We start from the raw sequence: 21358 nt of genomic DNA on the forward strand, positions 1-21358 counted from the left end.
AGAGGGACATTGCGGCCGCCTTGAAAAGGACAGTCTCTGCAAGCGCGGCGCATTCATGGCAGGATTCAGGCAGTCCTTTATTTTTTACCCATTTCTGGAGACACACATGAGCGCGACCAGCCAGGCAGTACAGATCCAAGAACACGGCGGCCCCGAGCAACTGAAGTTGGTCACGGTCAGCGTGGGCGACCCGGGCCCGGGCGAGATCCGCATCCGCCACAAGGCCATAGGCCTGAACTTCATCGACGTGTACCAACGCGCCGGTGTCTACAAGATGCCCATGCCGCTGAACCTGGGCATGGAGGCCTCGGGCGTGGTCGAGGCCGTGGGTGAGGGCGTGAGCCATCTGCGCGTGGGGGACCGCGCCGCCTACGCCAGCCAGCCGCCCGGCAGCTATAGCGAGCTGCGTGTGATGCCGGCGCGCACCGTCTGCAAGCTGCCCGATGCGATCTCGTTTGAAACCGGCGCGGCCATGATGCTCAAGGGGCTGACGGCGCAATACCTGTTGAAGAAAACCCTGCCGCAAGGCGGCCTGCAAGCCGGTGACTTTGTGTTGTTCCACGCCGCCGCCGGTGGTGTGGGTTTGATTGCCAGCCAGTGGGCGCGTGCGCTGGGCCTGCAACTCATAGGCACGGCAGGCTCGGATGCGAAATGTGCGCTCGCCAAAGAGAACGGCGCGGCCCACGTGATCAACTACAACACCGAAGACTTTGCCGCGCGTGTGAAAGACATCACCGGCGGCCAGGGTGTGAAAGTGGTCTACGACTCGGTGGGCAAAGACACCTTCGAGAAGTCGCTCGAATGCCTGCGCCCGTTTGGTTTGATGGCCTCGTTTGGCAATGCCTCGGGTGTGGTGCCGCCGGTGGCACCCGTGATTCTTGCCCCCAAATGCCTTTACCTCACGCGGGCCACGCTGTTCACCCACATGGCCACACGCGAAAGCACACAGGCCATGGCCGACGAACTGTTTGCCGTGGTGGAAAGCGGCCAGGTGAAGATACACATCGACCAGCGTTACCCGCTGGCGGAAGTGCAGCAGGCGCACCGCGACCTGGAAGCACGCAAGACCACCGGCTGCACCATCCTCACGCTGTGAGTGGGTTCGCTGATGCCGAGGTGGCGGCCTGGCTCGCCAGGCTGCGCAGCAGTGCCGAGCAGCCGCCGTTGCGCGTGCGCCTGCCGCTATGGGCGGGCGCGGCGCAGATCGGCTCGGTGGAGCCAGAGTTCATTGCCAAAATATGCCTCTCAGGCATGGTGGATCTGCGTGAGCTGCTTCTGAATGAAGAGCGCGATGGCGTGGCTGGCTGGCGCCTGGCAGGCGAACCCATGGCAACACTCGCGTATCTGGCGAATGTTTTGCGCGAGGCCGGCCTGGCCCACGCCTGGCGCAACGAACAACTGGCCGTGCCCGACGCCCATGGCCAACGTATTGCCACGGTGGAGCGCGCCGTGGTGCGCGGCCTGGGCATCACCACCCAAGCCGTGCATTTGCTGGGCATTGCCCCTGATGGCCGCCACTGGGTGCAGCAGCGTGCCTTCAACAAACCCAACGACCCCGGGCTGTGGGACACGCTGATGGGCGGCATGGTCTCGGCCGCCGACAGCGTAGACACGGCCCTTGTGCGCGAAACCTGGGAAGAGGCCGGCTTACACGTCGAGCAACTGACCGACGTGCGTCCCGGTGGTCGCCTGACGATCCGCCGGCCCACCAGCGACTGCGCTGGGGCGGGCTATGTGGTCGAGCACATAGCCTGGTTTGTGGCGACCATCCCCGAGCACCTCACGCCGCAGAACCAGGACGGCGAGGTTGAGCAGTTTGTGCTGATGGAGCGCGACACGCTGTGGCAAAAAATGCTGCGCGGCGAGTTCACCAGCGAGGCGGCGTTGATACAGGCGGCGTACTTCGAGATGGCGCAGGTTTAAGGGCAAACCTTAGGCGTTGGGCAGTGGTTTGTCGCCATGCATCTGCCCCGCGACTTCGGCGACCAAATGCCACACCAGCGCCACCAGCGGTGCCAGCGCCCGGTGTTTGCGATGCACCAGCATGATGCGGCGTTCCACGCGCGGTGTCAGCCGGATGACGGTGAGCGCATGGCCTTGCAACTCGGCGGGCGTGAGGGCCAGGGCCGGCAACACGGTGATGCCAATGCCGGCCTCCACCATGCGGAAGACAGTGGTGGGGTGGCCCAGCTCCTGCACCACGCTGACCTCGGCCTGTTGTTCGGCCAGGGCCTTGTCGATCAGGCGCCGACTGCCAGAAGCGTGGTCCAGCAACACCAGGTTTTCGCCCGCCAGCGCGCGCCAGGCCACGTTTTTGCGCTGCGCCAGGGCGTGGTCGCGGCGTGTCACCAGGCAGAACGGCTCGCGCAAGATGGGCTGGCAATGCAGGTCGTCAGGGGCTGACGGGTCTATCACCACACCAAAGTCCACCTCGCCTGAACGCACGCTGCTCAGCACGTCTTGCTGCACGCGGTCTAGCAGCACCAGTTGAATCTCCGGGTGCTGCTCGGCGCAGCGCGCAATACAAGCCGGCATGAGGTTGGCCGACAGCGTGGGGCTGCTGGCCACGCGCACCTTGCCGCGCCGCGCCTGCGCCATGCCTTGCACATCTTGCAGCGATAGTTCCAGTTCATCCAGCAGGCGGTCCAGCTTGCCCGCCAGGTTGCGGCCGGCTTCGGTGGGCTCGACCTCGCGCGTGGTGCGGTTCAGCAACTGCAGGCCGAGTTGGCCTTCCAGCTCGCGTATGCAGCGGCTGATGGCCGGTTGCGTCAGGCCAATCTGGTCGCCGGCACGGCTGAAGTTGCGGTGTTGCACCACGGCCTGGAACACGCGCAACTGGCGCAAGGTGACATTCATCATGGTTAATCATGAATCTATCAGATAAATACATTTCATTTTTTAATCTGATCGAGGTCCAATACGCTGCATAACTAAATTGCCGAGGTTGCTGCCATGTCCCGTCCCCGTTTTCTGCCCGACAACTTCACCCTTGCACTGGTGGTCACCGTCACGCTGGCCAGCTTTTTGCCCGCGCGCGGCAGCGTGGCCCACGGTTTTGAATGGGCCACCACGGCCGCCATCAGCCTGCTGTTTTTCCTGCACGGCGCCAAGTTGTCGCGCGAGGCGGTGGTGGCCGGCGCCACCCACTGGCGCTTGCACCTGCTGGTGCTGGCCAGCACTTTTGTCATGTTCCCGGTGCTGGGCCTGCTCTTGAAGCCGGTGCTCGCGCCCTTGGTCACGCCTGATTTGTATCTGGGGATTCTGTTCCTGTGCTGCCTGCCGGCCACGGTGCAGTCGGCGATTGCGTTCACGTCTATGGCGCGGGGCAATATTCCGGCCGCGGTCTGCAGCGCTTCGGCGTCGACCTTGATCGGGGTGTTTGTCACGCCGATTCTGGTGAGCCTGGTGGTCACCTCAAACGGTGGTGATGCGGGGCCTTCCTTGGGTTCCATAGGCCGCATCCTGCTGCAGTTGATGCTGCCGTTTGTGCTCGGCCAACTGGCGCGCCCCTTCATCGCCGCCTGGGTCAAGAAACAGGCCAAGCTGGTCAAGCTGGTGGACCAGGGCTCGATTTTGCTGGTGGTGTTCACCGCTTTCAGTGCGGCCGTGGTGGAAGGGCTGTGGCAGCAGATTCCGGCCGTGTCGCTGCTCGGCCTGGTGGTGGTGTGTTGTGTGCTGCTGGCCTTGGCCTTGGGGGTCACGCGTTATGCCAGCCGCAAGCTCGGCTTCTCGACCGAAGACGAAGTCACCATCGTGTTCTGCGGCTCCAAGAAGAGCCTGGCCAGCGGCATCCCTATGGCCAAGGTGTTGTTTGCCTCGCATGCGGTCGGCGCGATTGTGTTGCCGCTGATGCTGTTCCATCAGATCCAGTTGATGGTGTGTGCGGTGCTGGCGCAGCGTTATGCGCAGCGGCGCGAAGAAGCGCCTGCCGCGGCTGTAGCGGGTGAAGCGCGGCCGTCGTAAAAGCTATTCGGTGGGCGCCGCCCGGTAAAGCGCCTTGACGAAGTCAGACTGGGTGAGCATGCCCACCAGGCGGCGTTCTGCGTCTATCACCGGAATATGGTGGTGCCCGTCTTCGGTGAACACCGGCACCAGGTCGCTGACGCGCCGGTCGGCGCTGGCCACGCGCACTTCGCGCGTCATGATCTGGCCCACCACCTCCGGCCGCTCCGAATGAAGCGTGCCGCTGGGCCGTACCAGGGCCTTGAGTCGGGCACCCAGGCCGTCGTGTTGCTCGGGCCCGGCCAGGCGCATGAAGTCTGCTCTGGTGACAATGCCCACGATGCGCCGGCTGCGGTCGATGATGGGCAGGGCCTTGATACGCTGGCTGCGCATCAGCGCCCAGGCTTCGTCCAGCGAGGTACCGAACTGCACGGCGGTGACATTCGGCGTCATCACGTCGGCGCAGCGCAGATTGCCAAAACGCCGCTGGTAGGCGGCGGATTCGGCCTCGTGCAACAAACCTTCGAGATCGTCGCGGCTGATGTCCAGCACTTGGTTGTAGTGCCGCAGCGCGGTGTCCAGGTCGGCCGTGGTGAAGCGGCCACCGGTGTTGCTTGGGGTGGCGGGGGTTGCTTGGGCGTGTGGATAGCGCCTACCCGTCAAACGGTTGTAGAGCACACCGGCCAGCACCAGCAACAGGCAGTTGACCAAGACCGGAAACAACACAAATGACAGGCTGACACCCCCCAGGGCCGACAGCAATGCCGCCGCGCCGCCCGGCGGGTGCAGGCAGCGCAGCCAGAACATCAAGGCAATGGCCAGCGCCACCGCCGCAGCGCCGGCGAATGCGGGGTCGGGGATGAGCATGGCGCAGAGCGCGCCGACCAGCGCCGACAAGGTGTTGCCGCCGACCACCGACCAGGGCTGGGCCAGCGGGCTTGCCGGTACGGCAAACACCAGCACCGCACTCGCGCCTATGGGGGCCACCAGCCAAGGCGTGGCAGGCGCAGCGCCCGCCCAATGGCGGCACAGCGCGGCGACCAGCATGATGCCAAAAGCCCCACCCGCCACACTGCGCCAGCGTTCACGGCCGTCGACGAGTAGCGGGCGTGGCCAGAACGAAGCCAGAAAGTTCTGCAGGTCGTGTGTCTTCATGTGCGTGAGGCTTTCCAGGGCAGGGCGCGCACTTGCTCGCGCTGCTCGTCTTCATGGAAGTGCGCCAGGTTGGGCTTGATCAAGTCGCTGCGCGAGATCATGCCCACGATGTGCAGGGAGCCGGCATCGGCCACCACCGGCAGCCGTTCCAGCCCGTGGCGCGCCAGACGTGTGGCCACCTTGCGGCAGGTTTCGCTGGCCAGCGCCACCTGTGGCGGTGCGCCCTGGAACAGATCGGCGATGGGCTGGTCGCCCATGGTGTCGGCATGGGCCAACAACAGCGCACGGTCGACCATGCCCAGCAAAACGCCTTGTTGCTGCACCGGATAGGCGCGGTGCATCTGGTCGGCGCCGAAGTGGCTGGCCAGCACGGCGTAGATAGGTGCCGAGGCTTCCACCGTCTGCACGGGCTGGCTCATGACGGCGCCGACAAACTCGCGCTCCAGCGGGTCCACGCCATGTTCCTGGTAGATGTGCCGGCCGCGGCGGGCGATTTTCTCGGTCATGATGGAGCGGCGCATGGTCAGCACGGTGAAGCCATAACCCACGGCCGAGGCGGTGAGCAGGGGCAGCAGGGCGTTCATGTCGCCCGTGAGCCCAAGTGCGAAGACGGTGGCGGTCAGCGGCGCACGCAGCGTGCCTGACAAGGTGGCCGCCATACACACCAGCGGCCACAGCGCCGCGTCCGGGCCGGGCAGCACATGCCCCAGCACCACGCCCAAACCGGCGCCCATCATCAGCAGGGGAGCCAGCACCCCGCCCGACGTACCCGAGCCCAAGGCCACCACCCAGATGATGGCCTTGACGGCCAGTACCGCGCACACCACACCCAGGGCCAAGCGGTTGTGCAGCAGGTCGCCAATCACGTCGTAGCCCACGCCCAAGGCGCGCGGTTGCAGCCAGCCGCCAATACCGACCACTACGCCGCCAATGGCGGGCCACCACATCCAATGAATGGGCAGCTTGCCAAAAAGGTCTTCCACCTTGTAGAGCGCGCTGGACAGCCCCGCCGCCAGCGCGCCGCAGGCCAGGCCCGCCAGGGCACATGACAACAAGGTCAAGGTTTCAGGTGCTGCGGTTTGCATTGGAAACAGCGGGCCAGGCTCCAGCACCAATGGCCGCAGAAAACCGGCCACGGCGCAGGCCATGGCCACCGGCAGCAGGCTGCGCGGGCGCAGTTCAAACAGCAGCAGTTCCACCGCCAGCAGCACGGCGGCCACCGGGGTACCGAATACCGCAGTCATGCCCGCCGTCGCCCCGGCGACCAACAAGGCCTTGCGTTCTGCGGCGCTCAGGTGGAAGTGTTGTGCCAGCAGCGAGCCTATGGCGCCACCGGTCATGATGATGGGCCCCTCGGCGCCGAACGGGCCGCCGCTGCCGATGACGATGCCGGACGACAGCGGCTTCAACACCGCCACCTTGGGCGACATCTGGCTCTTGCCAAACAGAATCGCCTCTATGGCTTCAGGAATGCCGTGGCCGCGGATTTTGTCCGAGCCCCAGCGTGCCATCACACCAATGATGAGCCCGCCGATCACCGGCAGTGCGATCACATAGGCGCCCAAGCTGTGGGTGGCCGGTGAGTGCTCTGCGAGCGACAGCGTTTGAAAGAAAAAGAGGTTGGTGAAAAAGCGGATCAAGTCCAGCAGCACCACGGCGGCCAAGGTGCTGAGGCCACCGATGACACAGGCCATGGCGGTGATGCGTAACAGCCGGTCGTCCATGTTGAAGTCGCCGGAGCCCCGGGGCTTGGCGGGGCGCTGGGCGGCGAAACGGAGGGGAAATTTTTTCATGTGGAGGCCTGCCTGGTGTTATGGCATTGGCAAGTCGATCTTCGGCACCTCGAAAACCCCTTGCAGGGATTTGAGTTCCGCCCGGTGCAAGGACGCCAGCCGCTGCAGCAGCTCTTCACCGGACGGCGACAGGTGGACCTGCACCTGGCGTCTATCCACCGCGTCCTGGCGCCGTTCCACCAAGCCCAGCGCTTCGCAGCGCGACACCAGGGCCACTGCAGCGTGTGGCAGTACTTGCAGACGCTCGGCCAACTCGCCCACGGTGGCCCATTCGCGGTCGGCAGCACCCTTGATCTGCAGCATCAGCAGGTATTGCTGGGGCTTGATGCCCTCTTGCATGGCGGCCAGTTCGGAGAAGCGCTCGAACTTGCGCATCTGGTAGCGAAACTCGGCCAGGGCCTGGAAGTCTTTTTTCTTGAGCACGGCGAAGCCCGGGGTGACAAAGCCCGTATTTATATCACGCCGTGATATTGTTTGCAGGCGCCGCTGCGCCTGCCCGACCTACCCGGTCAGATGCCTGCGCGCAGCAACTCCGCCACCACGCGGGGGTAGAGCAGGTGCTCTTGCGACAGCACCCGGGCCGACAAACTGGCCGGGGTGTCACCCGGCAAAACCGGCACCGTCACCTGGCCCAGAATGGGGCCGTGGTCCAGCTCGGGCGTCACGCGGTGCACCGTGGCACCGGCCACTTTGCAGCCGGCTTCAATCGCGCGCTGGTGTGTGCGCAGGCCGGCGAACGCGGGCAGCAGCGAGGGGTGGATGTTGATCAACCGCCCGGCGTAGCGCAGCACAAAACCCTCGGTCAAGATGCGCATGAAGCCGGCCAGCACCACCAGGTGCGGCTCAAACTTGTCGATGACCTTTGCCAGTTCAGCGTCAAAAGCGGCGCGTGGGTCTTCGGCCTGGGCGAACTGTTTATGGTCGACCACGGCCGTCGCAATGCCCTGCGTGCGGGCGTACGCCAGCCCTTCGGCATCCGCTTTGTTGCTGATGACGGCTGCAATTTGGGCGCCATAACGGCTGGCCCAAGCCTCGTTTTGGGCCGCTTTTACGATGGCTGCCATATTGGAGCCACCGCCTGAGATCAAAATCACGATGTTTTTCATACCTGTGGGAATTATCTCCGTGACCAACGCCTTCTCTCCCCTGACCCCTGTCGAAGCCCGCGTGCTGGCCACGCTGATGGAAAAAGCCCGCACCGTGCCCGACAGTTATCCGCTGTCGCTCAACACCCTGGTGATAGGCTGCAATCAGAAGACCACGCGCGATCCGATCATGAATTTGAGCGAGGCCGAAATCCTGACCGCGCTGGACGAATTGAAGACGCGTGACCTGGTGCGCCCCGCCAGCGGCAGCCGCGTGGCGCGCTTCGAGCACAACTTTCAGCGTGGTGTGGGCGTGTTCGAGCAAGCGGCTGTTCTGCTCGGCATGCTGATGCTGCGCGGCCCGCAAACGGCGGGTGAGCTGCGGCTGAACACCGAGCGCTGGTATCGCTTTGCCGATATCTCCTCGGTCGATGGCTTTCTGGAAGAACTGCAAGAACGCTCGGAAGAAAAGGGCGGCCCGCTGGTGGTGAAGCTGCCGCGCGCGCCGGGTGCACGTGAACAGCGTTGGGCGCACTTGATGTGCGGTCCGGTGGATGTAGAGGCCTTGGCGGCAGGCGGCGGCGGTGCGGCACCCAGTGCCAACACTTCGATGTTGGAAGCCCGCGTCGTTGTGCTGGAAAACGAGGTGGCGCAATTGCGCGCCACGGTGGACAAACTGTGTGCGGAGCTGGGCATCGCCAACGCCACAAGCACGACGGAGTCACCTTTGTCTCCGTCCTGACAGCCGGGCGCGAGGTCCGGTGCTAAAAACCAGTGAACCGCCGTAACGGTACAACGGAGACAAAAACATGGACCTCGCTTTCACCCCCGAAGAACAAGCTTTTCGGGAAGAAATCCGCACCTGGGTGCACGCGCACCTGCCGGCCGACATCGCCCACAAAGTGCAAAACGGCCTGCGCCTGAGCCGCGACGACCACCAACGCTGGGCGCGCATCCTGGGTCAAAAGGGCTGGCTCGGCCACGGCTGGCCCAAGCAGTTTGGCGGGCCGGGCTGGAACGCGGTGCAAAAACACTTGTTCGAAGAAGAGTGCGCCCTGGCCGGTGCGCCACGTGTTGTGCCTTTTGGCCCGGTGATGGTGGCGCCGGTGATCATGGCGTTTGGCAGTGCCGAGCAGCAACAGCGCTTTTTGCCCGGCATCGCCAGTGGTGATGTGTGGTGGAGCCAGGGCTACAGCGAGCCGGGTTCGGGCTCTGACTTGGCATCGGTCAAAACGCGTGCCGAGCGTCAGGGCAACAAGTACATCGTCAACGGCCAAAAGACCTGGACCACGCTAGGCCAGTATGGCGAATGGATTTTCTGCCTGGTGCGCACCAGCACCGAAGGCAAGCCGCAAACCGGCATCAGCTTCTTGTTGATCGACATGAAATCGCCCGGCGTGAGTGTGCGCCCCATCGTGCTGCTGGACGGCGAGGCCGAGGTCAACGAAGTGTGGTTCGACAACGTGGAAGTGCCGGCCGAGAACCTCATAGGCGAAGAAAACAAGGGCTGGACCTACGCCAAACATCTGCTGAGCCACGAGCGCACCAATATCGCCGACGTGAACCGCGCCAAGCGCGAACTCGAGCGCCTGAAACGCATTGCCAAGAGTGAAGGACTGTGGGACGACCTGCGTTTCCGCGACGAGATCGCCAAGCTCGAAGTCGACGTGGTGGCGCTGGAGATGATGGTGCTGCGCGTGTTGTCGGCCGAGAAGTCGGGCAAAAACTCGCTCGACGTGGCCGGCCTGTTGAAGATCCGCGGCAGCGAGATCCAGCAGCGTTATACCGAGCTGATGATGCTGGCCGCCGGCCCCTACAGCCTGCCGTTCATCTTCGAGGCCATGGAAGCCGGCTGGCAGGGCGACTTTCCCGGCGGCGAGCTAGGCCTGGCGCCGCTGGCGCCCACCTACTTCAACTACCGCAAGACCACCATCTACGGTGGTTCCAACGAAGTGCAGCGCAACATCGTCGCCCAGACGGTCTTGGGTTGAATCAAAAAAATAACGGAGCAAACCAATGGACTTCGATTTCTCTGACGACCAGGAACAACTGCGCGACGCGGTGCGCAAATGGGTAGACCGGGCCTACACCTTCGAGCGCCGCAAAAGCCTGGTGCAAGCGGGCGGCTTTGCGCGCGAGGCCTATGGCGAACTGGCCGATCTGGGCCTGGCCGGCCTGTACATTCCTGAAGACGATGGCGGCCTGGGCATGGGCCCGGTAGAGGGCATGGTGGTGATGGAAGAGCTGGGGCGCGGCATGGTGCTCGAGCCGCTGAGCCAGACGCTGATCACCAGCGCGGTGATCGCCGGTGTGGCACCCGCCGAGGTCAAAGCCGCCTGGTTGCCGAAAATCGCCTCGGGTGAAGCGCTGGTGGTATTGGCGCAGCAGGAGCGCGGCGCGCGCTACAAGCTCGATGTCTGTGCATCAAAAGCGTCTTCTACGCCCGGTGGGTATGCGCTGACAGCTGCTAAAAACATAGTGCCAGCGGGCGACCAGGCCGATGCTTTCCTGGTGCCCGCGCAGTGGGATGGGCGCATCGCCTTGTTCCTGGTGGAGCGTGGTGCGGCGGGTGTGACAACACGCGGCTACGTCACGCAGGACGGCAGCCGTGCGGCCGATGTGCAACTCGTCAACAGCCCGGCCACGCTGGTCACGCTTGATGGCCTGGCTGCGCTGGAGCACGCGGTGGACATTGGCATCGCCAGCGTCTGCGCCGAGGCCGTGGGTGTGATGGACAAGACCCTGGCCATCACCGCCGAATACCTCAACACGCGCAAGCAGTTTGGCGTGGTCATAGGCAGCTTCCAGGCGCTGCGCCATCGCCTGGCCGACATGAAGATGCAGCTGGAGTTGGCGCGTTCCATGAGCTACTACGCCGCGCTGAAGCTCAACGCCCCCAGCGATGAACGCCGCCGCGCTTTGGCTCGCGCCAAATACCAGTTGGGTGTGTCCATGCGTTTTGTGGGTCAGCAGGCGGTGCAGTTGCACGGTGGTATTGGTGTGACCGATGAATACATCGTCAGCCACTACTTCAAGAAGCTCACCCAGCTGGAGATGACATTTGGCGACACCTTGCACCATCTGGGCGAGGTGTCGAACCGCATGCAGGAAACTGCGGGGGTGTTTTCCTGAATGATAAGAACACGTTGTACGCCGTGATCCGGTGCTATTCTCGGCCCCTGTGAGCCGGTGAGACCCGGGCGCCCAGTGTCCACGGTCTGGCCTGCATCCATCAAACCCGGGTGGTTGAAATGGGAGGATATGGCCAATGTTGAATGACATCAAGCGTACGTTCGGCTACTTCAAACAGGCGGTGCCGTTTCGTTTGGTTCCAGCGTTGATCACCACAGCCGTGCTGGTGATCCTGCTCCTCATCCCCACGCCCGAGGGCTTGAAGCCAGAGGCCTGGGACTTGGTGGCGATCTTTCTCACCACGATTGTGGCCATCATCTTGAAAGTGATGCCGATTGGCGTGATGGCGATGATGGCCATCGTCATCGTCTCGCTGACCGAGGTCACGTCGAACTCATCCAAAGGGGCCATTACCGATGCGCTGAGCAGCTTTTCCAACCCGCTGATCTGGCTGATCGTGGTGGCTATTCTGATCTCGCGGGGCTTGAAGAAAACCGGCCTGGGCAACCGTATCGGCCTGATGTTTATTTCGCTGCTGGGCAAGCGCACCGTGGGCATAGGCTATGGCCTGGCCATTTGCGAACTGGTGCTCGCGCCCTTCACGCCAAGCAACACGGCGCGCGGTGGTGGCATCGTGCACCCCATCATGAAATCGATTGCCAATGCCTTCGATTCGGATCCGGCCAAGGGTACGGAACGCAAGGTGGGCACGTATCTGGCGCTGGTGAACTACCACGCCAATCCCATCACGTCCGCCATGTTCATCACTGCCACGGCGCCGAATCCGCTGGTGGTGGACTATGTGGCGCGCGCCACCAACCAGGGCTTTCATCTGACCTGGACCACATGGGCCTTGTGTATGTTGCTGCCGGGCCTGATCTGTCTGCTGCTGATGCCCTTGGTGATCTACCTCATGTCGCCGCCGGAACTAAAAGCCACGCCCGATGCCGTAGTCTACGCACGCACCCAGATGACGGCCATGGGGCCATTGGCGCCCAAGGAAAAGGTGATGCTGGGCACCTTTGGCTTGATGTTGCTGTTGTGGGCGAATGTGCCGGCCATGGTGCTCGGCCCCGCCTGGACACTCGACCCCACCGTTGTGGCCTTTCTCGGCTTGTTCATTCTGATCATCACCGGCACCATAGATTGGGACGACGTGTTATCCGAGAAAAGTGCCTGGGACACGCTGGTGTGGTTTGGCGCGCTGGTGATGCTGGCCGAGCAGCTGAACAAGCTGGGTGTGATCGCCTGGTTCTCCAACGCCATGAAGGACGCGATTGTGGCCAGCGGCATGGGCTGGGTGGCCATCGCTTCGGTGCTGGTGCTGGCCTTCGTTTTCTCGCACTACCTGTTTGCCAGCACCACGGCCCACATCAGCGCGATGATGTTGGCCTTTCTGACCGTGGGTGCCAACCTGATTCCAGCCGAATACCTGGTGCCCTTCATGTTGATGATGGCCGCCGGCTCGGCCATCATGATGACGCTGACGCACTATGCCACCGGCACATCGCCCATCATCTTCGGCAGCGGCTTTGTCACCCTGGGCAATTGGTGGCGTGTAGGGGCGGTGATGTGTGTGCTGGAGTTGCTGGTTTTCGCCTTGATTGGCAGCGCCTGGTGGAAGGTACTGGGCTATTGGTGAAGGGCTGTTGCGGCATTCCGCGCACAATGCGGGCTGCGGCGCAGTCCCGTGTGCCCGCTGTCCACCAACGCGTAGAAAACCTCCAGACATGAGCCAAGGCAAGCGAATTTCTCCAGACATAGGCAGCGATGCGGTCCAGGCCATCAAAGACATGGGCGCTGCCGCCAAGAGTGCCCGTCTGGCCGCCGGAGAAGGGCAGGCCGCCGCAGCCGCCCGCCTGGGTGTCCACGTGCAGACCATTGGCCGTATCGAGGCTGGCGAGCCGGGTGTGGCGATAGGCCATGTGCTGGGCCTGCTGGCGCAATACGGTATTTCCACACACTTGCAACTGCCAGCCTCGTCCTGAGCCGCCGCGCCGCCTGGCGCGGCAGGCACGGCGGCGCTTCGTGCCCAGCCTTGCCTTAAACCACCGGTCCGATGAACGAAATCAGTCGCCCCATGCGGGCGATGAAGTTCGAGGTGATGATGAACTGTGGCTTGTCGCGCTTCACATAAGGCGCGATGTCGGGCGGCACATCCGCCGGGTAGGGCGAGGTGTCGTAGATGTCGCCCACGTGGCGGCTGCGGTAGGCGGTGCCGGTGTAGGGCGTGGACGGACCGTTGCCGGCAAACGGGTTGACGATTTCCGGCACCGGGGCGGTCCAGTACTTGCCGTCCACCAAGGCGGCGATGATGCTGTCCACTTCCGATTGCGGCACCACCGGCGTCTTCATCACCGCGCCTTCGAACAGGTCCGGGAAGTCCACTTCCCGTATCGCCGTGAAGTACTTGGGCAGTGTGCGCAGGCCGGTGGCGCGCAACGGTGACTTGGCCACCATGGCGTCGATCTCCGCCTGCGTCATGGCGTTGAGTTCGTTCAGCCGTTTCTGCAGTGCCGCGGTATCGACCGAGCGGCCCGACGAATAGTGGCTGATGGTGTTGGTGATGTCCTTGTCGAAGAAGTAGGCGCCGTTGTGGATGTTGGAGCCGTAGCGGTGGATGAACAGCGGCTGATTGGTGTCGAGCTCGATGAAGGTCGCCACATTGCGGCCGGCCAGCAAGGGGTTCAGCGTGGCCACGTTGGCCGGGAGCTGGATGGCGGCCGATTTCAGCCAGTCAATCGCCTTCTGCAGTTGCGACAGGTATTTTTTGTCACCGGTGAGCGTGAAGTAGCCAAACAACTGCTGGATGTTGGTTTGGGTGGTGTGTGTGGCCAGCGAGCGCGGCTCGTAGGAGCGGGCACCGGCGGGGGCGCCTTCGGGGCGGCCGTTGGTGGCGCGTGACAAGTGCTGCAGGCTCCAGCCCGATTGCACGGGGGTGACGGCCGAAGTCCACTGCATGCGCTGCATGCAGTCCATGGCACGCGTGATGTTGGGGATGAGGTTGGTGCGGCCCAGCGCCATCACACACATGGTGAGGAACTTGATGTTCTCGCCCATCACGTCGTCGTTGAAGGTCACATGCAGCGTGTAGTCGCTGTCTTCCATACCCGCGCGCGCACCGGTCGGCAATTGCTGCGGGTTGGGCAGCGGCATGGCGCTGATGGCGTTGGGGTTGTGCGGAAAGCGCTGCGGCCAGCCGCCATCGGCCACACCAAACTGCGGGCCGAACTGTGCATCGGTGATGAACTTGATGACCTTGTCGGTGGCGCTTTTGTAGACGGTGTCATTTTTCTCCAGGTACATGCGCAGCATCAATTGCGCCGCGACCGCGGTGGTGGCGTCGTCAAATGTGGCGTTGCCGTAGTAATGCTGAAACTCCTCCAGCCGCCAGCCGTTCATGCCCACCGTGTCGTACCACTGTTGCAGCGAGGCCTCGCCGTTGAAGTCGTAGATGTAGTTCCATCCGCCGGAGCTGTGCTGCGCGGCCGCGACCGCCCGGGCGGTGCGGTCCGCGGCTTGGTAGAAGCGTTCGTCGCCAGTCGCATGGTAGGCGTCGAGATAGGTGTGGCCTATGGACGAAGTGCCCGGTGGCTGCAGCCACAGCATGGAGCGTTTGGCTTCCATTTCGCCAAAGGTCTGCGTCAGGTCGGGGGAGTACGACCACACATAGCCGCCCCGGTAGGAGACCACCTCGTCCATGTAGGTCGTGGCGCGTTTCAAAGCGCTGGTGGCGACACCTTTGGGGCTCAGGTCCGGCGCAGGGCCCGAGGAGTCACCTCCGCCGCCACAGGCGGCCAGCACAAAGGGGGACAGGGCCGAGATTGCAAACTGTCGTCGTTTCATGGAATTCCCTCGTTGGTTGGTTGTCCGAGTGCATCGGTCCGAAGTTGTCAAATGTCAAACGACATCAGTTGTCATACTTCTTCGGCGGCCGGATTATTGGGATCGGCCAACGCGCGAGTCAACGGCGTAACTGCCTGGTAGTCAGCACATTTTCGTAACTGGTTGTAGGACGACTTATGAGTTAACGTTCACATCTTGAGGCTGACGTGGTGCCGTGTGCTGGCGATCCCGGCCTTTGATGCACAGAAACCGTGGGGCGTAGCCGTGAGAGAACCTAAGCCAGCAAAGCAGCTTGATACCGTGAACAAATCAGCGCGCTCACAGAACGTTCAAAAGCGCGCCTGCCTGTCAGTCTTGTCAGGCATGACCGGGTGATGTGTAGGGTTGTCGCGGCGCAATGTTGGCTCGCAAGTGCGCTGACGTGGCCGTCCCGCAGCAGCGCCTGCAGGCTGTGAGGCCGTGAAATTTGGGGCAGAGGTGTATCGGCAGTGCGAGTGTTGCCCTCGGCGGGTGCTGCCGCCCGGCGCTGGGCCAGGCGATGGCCGTGACGCAGCGCCGCGCGCTAAACCAGGAGCCGGGACGACTTGGGCACGTGCGCCATCAGGAAGTCCATCTGATCCGCGAGGATGCGCCGGTTGCGCAGGATGAAGTCTTCCCACAGGCTGGGCACGTAGGGCGCGTAGAGCAGCGGCATATTGGCCTGCTCGGGCGTGCGGTTGCTCTTGCGGTGGTTGCAGGCGCGGCAGGCCGTGACCACGTTCATCCAATGGTCGGCCCCGCGTTGGCCCAGCGGTTTAATGTGCTCGCGCGTCAGCACCTCTTCGTGGAAGCGCTGGCCGCAGTAGGCGCAGACGTTGCGGTCGCGCACAAACAGCTTGGCATTGGTGAGGCTGGGGCGCAGCTCAAATGGGTTGATGCTGGGCACGCCGCGTGTGCCTATGATGCTGCTGACGGTGATGATGGATTGCTGGCCGGTGATGGCGTTGTGCCCGCCATGGAACACCGCAATCTGCGCGCCAAGTTCCCAGCGTACGTCCTCCGCCGCATAGTGGGTCACCGCTTCTTCAAGCGATATCCACGACTGTGGCAATCCTTGCGCTGATAACTTCAAGACCTTCAAAGCACGCCTCCTGACAAAGTCGAATGGGCACTGACTTGGAACGCTGACGTAATTGCGTGGAGATCAACCGGTTGATTCACCGCCACTGCGTCACAATATACAGTGTTTTCATGACTTACATGCTGACGGCGCCCGGTGCATGGGCGCAACACGCTATCAAAAATATAACAGCCATGCAGGTTTTTCGCGGCTTTCATTACCCAGGCATTGCGCCTTCTTGCGCCTTGACGATAGGCAATTTCGACGGTGTGCACCGTGGCCACCAGGCGATGCTGGCGCTGCTCAAGAACGAAGCCCAGCACCGTGGTGTGCCCAGCTGTGTGCTCACCTTCGAGCCGCATCCGCGCGACTACTTTGCCGCCGCCTTGCACAAGCCCGAGTTGGCGCCGGCACGCATAGGCACGCTGCGTGACAAACTCACCGAGCTGGCGCGCTGCGGTGTCGACCAAACCATTGTGCTGCCGTTTGACGCCCGGCTGGCCAGCCAAAGCCCCGAGGCCTTTATTCGCGACGTGTTGCAACAGGGCCTGGGCGCACGTTATGTGCTGGTGGGTGATGACTTCCGTTTTGGCGCCAAGCGCGCGGGCGACTACGCCATGCTCGATGCCGCCGGCACCAGCCACGGCTTTGACGTGGCGCGCATGAACAGCTACGAGGTGCACGGCCTGCGTGTGTCCAGTTCCGCCGTGCGCGACGCGTTGGGGCAGGGCGACATGGCGGCTGCGGCAAGCTTGCTTGGGCGGCCTTACAGCATCAGCGGCCATGTGGTGCACGGCCGCAAACTGGGGCGTGAGTTGGGCTGGCCCACTTTGAACCTGCGCTTCGCGCACTGGAAGCCGGCCGCCAACGGCATCTTTGCGGTGCTGGTGCATGGCTTGGGTGGCAAACCCTTGCCGGGTGTGGCCAATCTGGGGGTGCGCCCCTCGCTGGACCCGAACGACGTGAATGGCGGGCGTGTGCTGCTGGAAACCTATTGCCTGGAATGGCCCGACAGCCTGGGACGGGAAGGGGCGTACGGTAAAATCATTCGCGTGGAACTGTTGCACAAACTGCATGACGAGTTGAAGTACGCCAGTCTGGACGCCTTGAAAACAGGCATTGCCAAAGACTGCGACGACGCACGCGCGTACTTTGTGACCATGCACGCCGAAACCAGCCGCCAGACCACGCGCGACCGAATTTAGACGACGACCGTGCGTCGTATACCCTGCCGCGTCGGCTTGGCTGGCGTCGCCAGGGTTTCTCCCTGACCCCTCATCGCCGTCTGCCGCCACACGGCAAGCCTCTTCCAAAGTTTCTTACGCGCCCCGCACGGAGCCCCGCCATGACCGATTCCGCCAGCAAGACCGATTACCGCAGCACCCTGAACCTGCCCGACACGCCATTCCCCATGCGTGGCGACCTGCCCAAGCGCGAGCCGGGCTGGGTGAAGGAGTGGGACGACAAAGGCATCTACAAAAAGCTGCGCGATGCACGCTGCGGCAAGCCCAAGTTCATCCTGCACGACGGCCCACCCTATGCCAACGGCCAGATCCACATGGGCCACGCGGTCAACAAGATCCTGAAGGACATGATCACCAAGGCGCGCCAGCTCGAAGGTTTTGACGCGCTGTACGTGCCCGGCTGGGACTGCCACGGCCTGCCGATCGAAAACGCCATCGAGAAAAAACACGGCCGCAACCTGAGCCGCGACGACATGCAGGCCAAGAGCCGTGCTTACGCCACCGAGCAAATCGCCCAGCAGATGGTCGACTTCCAGCGCCTGGGTGTTTTGGGCGAATGGGACAACCCCTACAAAACCATGAACTTCGCCAACGAGGCGGGGGAAATCCGCGCGTTCAAGGGGGTGATCGAGCGAGGCTTTGTCTACCGCGGCCTGAAGCCGGTGTACTGGTGTTTTGACTGCGGCTCGTCGCTGGCCGAGTTTGAAATCGAATACGCCGACAAGAAGAGCACCACGCTTGACGTGGCCTTCAAGGCGCACGAGCCGGCCAAGCTGGCGGCTGCGTTTGGCGTGCCGTCGCTGGCCAAAGACGCGTTTGTCGTCATCTGGACCACCACCGCCTGGACCATCCCCGCCAACCAAGCGCTGAACCTGAACCCGGCGCTGAGCTACGCGCTGGTCGACACCGAAAAGGGCTTGCTGGTGCTGGCCGAATCGCTGGTCGAAGACTGCTTGCAACGCTACGGCCTCAGCGGCCAGGTGCTGGCCACGGCGCTGGGCGAAAAGCTCGGCGGCCTGGAGTTTGAACACCCCTTGTATGACGTGGATGCCGGCTACCGCCGCCTCTCGCCGGTCTACCTGGCCGACTATGCCACGGCCGACGACGGCACCGGTATCGTGCACTCGTCGCCCGCCTATGGCCTGGAGGATTTCAACTCCTGCCGCGCCCACGGTTTGGCGCTCGAAGACATCCTGAATCCGGTGCAGGGCAACGGCGCCTACGCGGCCGACTTCCCGCTGTTTGGTGGCCAACACATCTGGAAAGCCGTGCCGGTGGTGATCGAGGCGTTGCGCAACGCCGGCCGCCTGATGGCCACCAAGGACATCAGCCACAGCTACCCGCATTGCTGGCGCCACAAGACGCCGGTGATCTACCGTGCCGCTGCGCAGTGGTTTGTGCGCATGGACGAAGGCGAGGGTGTGTTCACCAAGAACAAGGCGCCGAAGACGCTGCGCCAAACGGCGCTCGAAGCCATCGAGCACACCAGCTTCTACCCCGAGAACGGCAAGGCGCGCCTGCACGACATGATCGCCAACCGGCCCGACTGGTGTATCAGCCGCCAGCGCAGCTGGGGCGTGCCCATCCCGTTCTTCCTGCACAAGGATTCGGGCGAGCTGCACCCACGCACCATGGAAATCCTCGACCAGGCGGCCGACATCGTGGAAAAGGGCGGCATCGAAGCCTGGAGCCGTGTCACCACCGAAGAAATCTTGGGCGCGGCCGATGCGCCGAGCTACACCAAGAGCACCGACATCCTGGAAGTGTGGTTCGACTCCGGCTCCACCTTCAGCCACGTGCTGCGCGGCACACACCCCAACGTGCACCACGACACCGGCCCCGAGGCCGACCTCTACCTTGAAGGCCATGACCAACACCGTGGCTGGTTCCACAGCTCGCTGCTGTTGGCCAGCGCGCTGGAAGGCCGCGCGCCTTACCGTGGCTTGCTGACGCACGGTTTCACCGTCGACAGCCAAGGCCGCAAGATGAGCAAGTCGATGGGCAACGGCATAGACCCGCAAGAGATCAACAAGAAGCTGGGCGCCGAAATCATCCGCCTGTGGGTGGCTGCCAGCGACTACTCGGGTGACATCGCCGGCGACGAGAAGATCCTCGCCCGCGTGGTCGACGCCTACCGCCGCATCCGCAACACGCTGCGCTTCCTGCTGGCCAACGTCAGCGATTTCGACCCGGCGAAAGACGCCGTGCCGTTCGAGCAGATGCTGGAGATCGACCGCTACGCGTTGACCCGCGCCGCCGAGTTCCAGGCCGAAGTGCTGGCGCACTACAAGGTGTACGAGTTCCACCCCGTGGTCGCCAAGCTGCAGCTGTATTGCTCGGAAGACCTGGGCGGCTTCTACCTCGACGTGTTGAAAGACCGCCTCTACACCACCGCGCCCAAGAGCCTGGCACGGCGCAGTGCACAAACCGCGCTGTGGCATGTGACCCACGCCATGCTGCGCTGGATGGCGCCGTTCCTGTCGTTCACGGCGGAAGAGGCGTGGAAGCTGTTTGGTGATTCCGAGTCCATCTTCCTGGAAACCTATGGCACTTTGGCCGGCGCCGACGAAGGCCTGCTCGCCAAATGGCAGCGCATCCGCGAGATCCGCGATCTGGTCAACAAAGAGATCGAAACCCTGCGCGCCAATGGCCAGGTGGGTTCGTCTTTGCAAGCCAACGTGGTGCTCACCGCCGCGCCCGAAGACCACGCCTTGCTCGCCAGCCTGGGCGATGACCTGAAGTTTGTGTTCATCACCTCTGCTATTGAATTGGTAGCTGGTGACACATTCCAGGTCAGCGTGAAAGCCAGTACCGATGTGAAGTGTGAACGCTGCTGGCACTACCGTGCCGACGTGGGCACGGATGCCGCGCACCCCAGCCTTTGTGGCCGCTGCAGCAGCAACCTGTTTGGCGACGGCGAAAAGCGTCTGGTGGCCTGATGGCGAAAACAATGGCTAAGAAGTCCACCACCAGCTTCGTGAAGTCGTCCTCGTCCGGCAGCATGCTGCCCTGGTTGGGCCTGGCGCTGATCATCTTCCTGGTGGACCAGTTCACCAAGGTGTTGATCCTGGGCTACTACCACCTGGGTGACAGCACACCCATCACCAGCTTCTTCAACATTGTGCGGGCGCACAACACTGGCGCGGCGTTTTCGTTCCTGGCGCAGGCCTCGGGCTGGCAGCGTTGGATGTTCACCGGCATTGGCCTGGCCGCTGCCGTGTTCATCGTCTGGCAGCTGCGCGCACATCCGGGCCAGAAGCTGTTCTGTTTTGCGCTAGGCAGCATTCTGGGTGGCGCCATTGGCAATGTGGTGGACCGTGTGCAGCACGGTTATGTGGTCGACTTTCTCGACTTCCATCTGCGTGGCTGGCACTACCCGGCCTTCAACGTGGCCGATGCAGGCATCACCATTGGCGCCATCTGCCTGATCGTCGATGAGCTGCGGCGCGTGAAGCGCGGCAAGTAGGACGGCTTCGCCTGGTGTTGTCATCGCCTGCCCTTGTGCAGGCGATTTTCATTCTGTCATCCGACTTCGCCTCTAAAAGGCGGTCTGCAACAAGGCCCGATTCAGGAGTATCCTTGCGGACTCGGTTTTTGTGACGTTGATGGCATGTGATTTGCAGTCCTCAACCACAAGCTGCGACAAAGGAGCCTCACGTCCGTCCATGAAACATTTGTTGAATCTGCTGGCAGCCATTGCGCTGCTCGTGTGGGGTACCCACCTAGTGCGCACCGGTGTGTTGCGCGTGTTCGGGGCCAACCTGAGGCAGATTCTGGCGCGCAGCACCGGCAACGCCTTCACGGCAGCACTGTCGGGCATAGGTGTCACGGCGCTGGTGCAGTCCAGCACCGCCACCTCGCTCATGACCTCGTCCTTCGTTGGCCAAGGCCTGATCACGCTGCCCGCTGCGCTGGCGGTGATGCGTGGCGCCGACATCGGCACGGCGCTCATCTCGGTGTTGTTCTCGTTTGATCTGTCCTGGCTCTCGCCGCTGTTCATCTTTGTCGGTGTGGTGCTGTTCCTAGCGCGGCAGGACACGACCGCTGGCCGTGTGGGCCGGG

At 63.2% G+C, this 21358-nt stretch carries 19 protein-coding genes; 12 read left to right on the forward strand and 7 right to left on the reverse strand.

Annotated elements, in window-relative coordinates; genetic code table 11:
- The first annotated feature begins 106 nt into the window (after positions 1 to 106).
- Together ACFQ95_RS19695 and ACFQ95_RS19700 are read left to right on the forward strand one after the other, a co-directional pair.
- Complete coding sequence (locus ACFQ95_RS19695; protein ID WP_422833685.1) at positions 107 to 1096, forward strand: quinone oxidoreductase family protein; 990 nt, start codon at positions 107 to 109, stop codon at positions 1094 to 1096.
- A complete protein-coding gene (locus tag ACFQ95_RS19700) occupies positions 1093 to 1923 on the forward strand; it encodes an NUDIX hydrolase (protein ID WP_422833687.1) in 831 nt (276 codons plus the stop codon). Before ACFQ95_RS19695 ends, ACFQ95_RS19700 begins: the two co-directional genes overlap by 4 nt.
- Before the next feature lie 9 nt (positions 1924 to 1932).
- Here the strand turns inward: ACFQ95_RS19700 and ACFQ95_RS19705 are convergent, their stop codons facing one another.
- Positions 1933 to 2856 carry a LysR family transcriptional regulator gene (locus ACFQ95_RS19705; RefSeq protein ID WP_422833717.1) on the reverse strand — a complete coding sequence of 308 codons (924 nt, stop codon included), beginning with the start codon at positions 2854 to 2856 and terminating at the stop codon, positions 1933 to 1935.
- A gap of 96 nt (positions 2857 to 2952) precedes the next feature.
- On the opposite strand from ACFQ95_RS19705, the gene ACFQ95_RS19710 reads away from it, so the two are divergent.
- Positions 2953 to 3963, forward strand: a complete 1011-nt coding sequence (locus ACFQ95_RS19710; RefSeq protein WP_422833688.1) for a bile acid:sodium symporter family protein — start codon at positions 2953 to 2955, stop codon at positions 3961 to 3963.
- A 3-nt stretch (positions 3964 to 3966) separates the two neighbouring features.
- Here the strand turns inward: ACFQ95_RS19710 and ACFQ95_RS19715 are convergent, their stop codons facing one another.
- From ACFQ95_RS19715 to purN, 4 genes are all read right to left on the reverse strand, one after another.
- Positions 3967 to 5097, reverse strand: a complete 1131-nt coding sequence (locus tag ACFQ95_RS19715; RefSeq protein WP_422833690.1) for an HPP family protein — start codon at positions 5095 to 5097, stop codon at positions 3967 to 3969.
- The gene (locus tag ACFQ95_RS19720; protein ID WP_422833692.1) at positions 5094 to 6890 is read right to left on the reverse strand and encodes a chloride channel protein; all 1797 of its coding nucleotides are present in this window, start codon (positions 6888 to 6890) and stop codon (positions 5094 to 5096) included. The genes ACFQ95_RS19715 and ACFQ95_RS19720 overlap by 4 nt, the downstream gene beginning before the upstream one ends.
- 18 nt (positions 6891 to 6908) lie before the next feature.
- Positions 6909 to 7313 (reverse strand): MarR family winged helix-turn-helix transcriptional regulator, encoded by a 405-nt coding sequence (locus tag ACFQ95_RS19725; protein ID WP_422833693.1) that lies wholly within the window; start codon positions 7311 to 7313, stop codon positions 6909 to 6911.
- Positions 7314 to 7399: 86 nt separating this feature from the next.
- Positions 7400 to 7996: a phosphoribosylglycinamide formyltransferase gene (gene purN / locus ACFQ95_RS19730; protein WP_422833695.1), complete on the reverse strand. Its 597-nt coding sequence runs from the start codon at positions 7994 to 7996 to the stop codon at positions 7400 to 7402.
- A 76-nt stretch (positions 7997 to 8072) separates the two neighbouring features.
- On the opposite strand from purN, the gene ACFQ95_RS19735 reads away from it, so the two are divergent.
- The 5 genes from ACFQ95_RS19735 to ACFQ95_RS19755 all read left to right on the forward strand — a co-directional run bounded on the left by ACFQ95_RS19735 (position 8073) and on the right by ACFQ95_RS19755 (position 13095).
- Positions 8073 to 8717 (forward strand): YceH family protein, encoded by a 645-nt coding sequence (locus ACFQ95_RS19735; protein WP_422833719.1) that lies wholly within the window; start codon positions 8073 to 8075, stop codon positions 8715 to 8717.
- 67 nt (positions 8718 to 8784) lie between these two features.
- Positions 8785 to 9966, forward strand: a complete 1182-nt coding sequence (locus ACFQ95_RS19740; protein ID WP_422833697.1) for an acyl-CoA dehydrogenase family protein — start codon at positions 8785 to 8787, stop codon at positions 9964 to 9966.
- Between the two features lie 25 nt (positions 9967 to 9991).
- Entirely contained in the window at positions 9992 to 11107 is a 1116-nt protein-coding gene (locus tag ACFQ95_RS19745) for an acyl-CoA dehydrogenase family protein (protein WP_422833699.1), read from the forward strand.
- 136 nt (positions 11108 to 11243) lie between these two features.
- Complete coding sequence (locus ACFQ95_RS19750; RefSeq protein ID WP_422833701.1) at positions 11244 to 12749, forward strand: DASS family sodium-coupled anion symporter; 1506 nt, start codon at positions 11244 to 11246, stop codon at positions 12747 to 12749.
- 88 nt (positions 12750 to 12837) lie between these two features.
- Positions 12838 to 13095 carry a helix-turn-helix domain-containing protein gene (locus ACFQ95_RS19755; RefSeq protein WP_422833702.1) on the forward strand — a complete coding sequence of 86 codons (258 nt, stop codon included), beginning with the start codon at positions 12838 to 12840 and terminating at the stop codon, positions 13093 to 13095.
- Between the two features lie 55 nt (positions 13096 to 13150).
- On the opposite strand, the gene ACFQ95_RS19760 is transcribed toward ACFQ95_RS19755, so the two are convergent.
- On the reverse strand, positions 13151 to 14953 hold the full coding sequence (locus ACFQ95_RS19760) for a pectate lyase (RefSeq protein WP_422833704.1): 1803 nt from the start codon (positions 14951 to 14953) through the stop codon (positions 13151 to 13153).
- A 562-nt stretch (positions 14954 to 15515) separates the two neighbouring features.
- Complete coding sequence (locus tag ACFQ95_RS19765; RefSeq protein WP_422833706.1) at positions 15516 to 16073, reverse strand: HNH endonuclease; 558 nt, start codon at positions 16071 to 16073, stop codon at positions 15516 to 15518.
- Positions 16074 to 16246: 173 nt separating this feature from the next.
- Here ACFQ95_RS19765 and ACFQ95_RS19770 point away from each other — a divergent pair, with 173 nt between their 5' ends.
- The 4 genes from ACFQ95_RS19770 to ACFQ95_RS19785 form a co-directional block, all read left to right on the forward strand.
- Complete coding sequence (locus tag ACFQ95_RS19770; RefSeq protein ID WP_422833708.1) at positions 16247 to 17257, forward strand: bifunctional riboflavin kinase/FAD synthetase; 1011 nt, start codon at positions 16247 to 16249, stop codon at positions 17255 to 17257.
- 140 nt (positions 17258 to 17397) lie between these two features.
- Entirely contained in the window at positions 17398 to 20235 is a 2838-nt protein-coding gene (ileS, locus tag ACFQ95_RS19775) for an isoleucine--tRNA ligase (RefSeq protein ID WP_422833710.1), read from the forward strand.
- Positions 20236 to 20246: 11 nt separating this feature from the next.
- Positions 20247 to 20762, forward strand: a complete 516-nt coding sequence (gene lspA / locus ACFQ95_RS19780; RefSeq protein WP_422833712.1) for a signal peptidase II — start codon at positions 20247 to 20249, stop codon at positions 20760 to 20762.
- 199 nt (positions 20763 to 20961) lie between these two features.
- On the forward strand, positions 20962 to 21358 hold a 397-nt coding region (locus ACFQ95_RS19785; protein ID WP_422833714.1), incomplete at its 3' end, for a Na/Pi symporter.

This window comes from Variovorax sp. HJSM1_2 (assembly GCF_049316285.1).
Taxonomy (GTDB): Bacteria; Pseudomonadota; Gammaproteobacteria; order Burkholderiales; family Burkholderiaceae_C; genus Rhodoferax_B.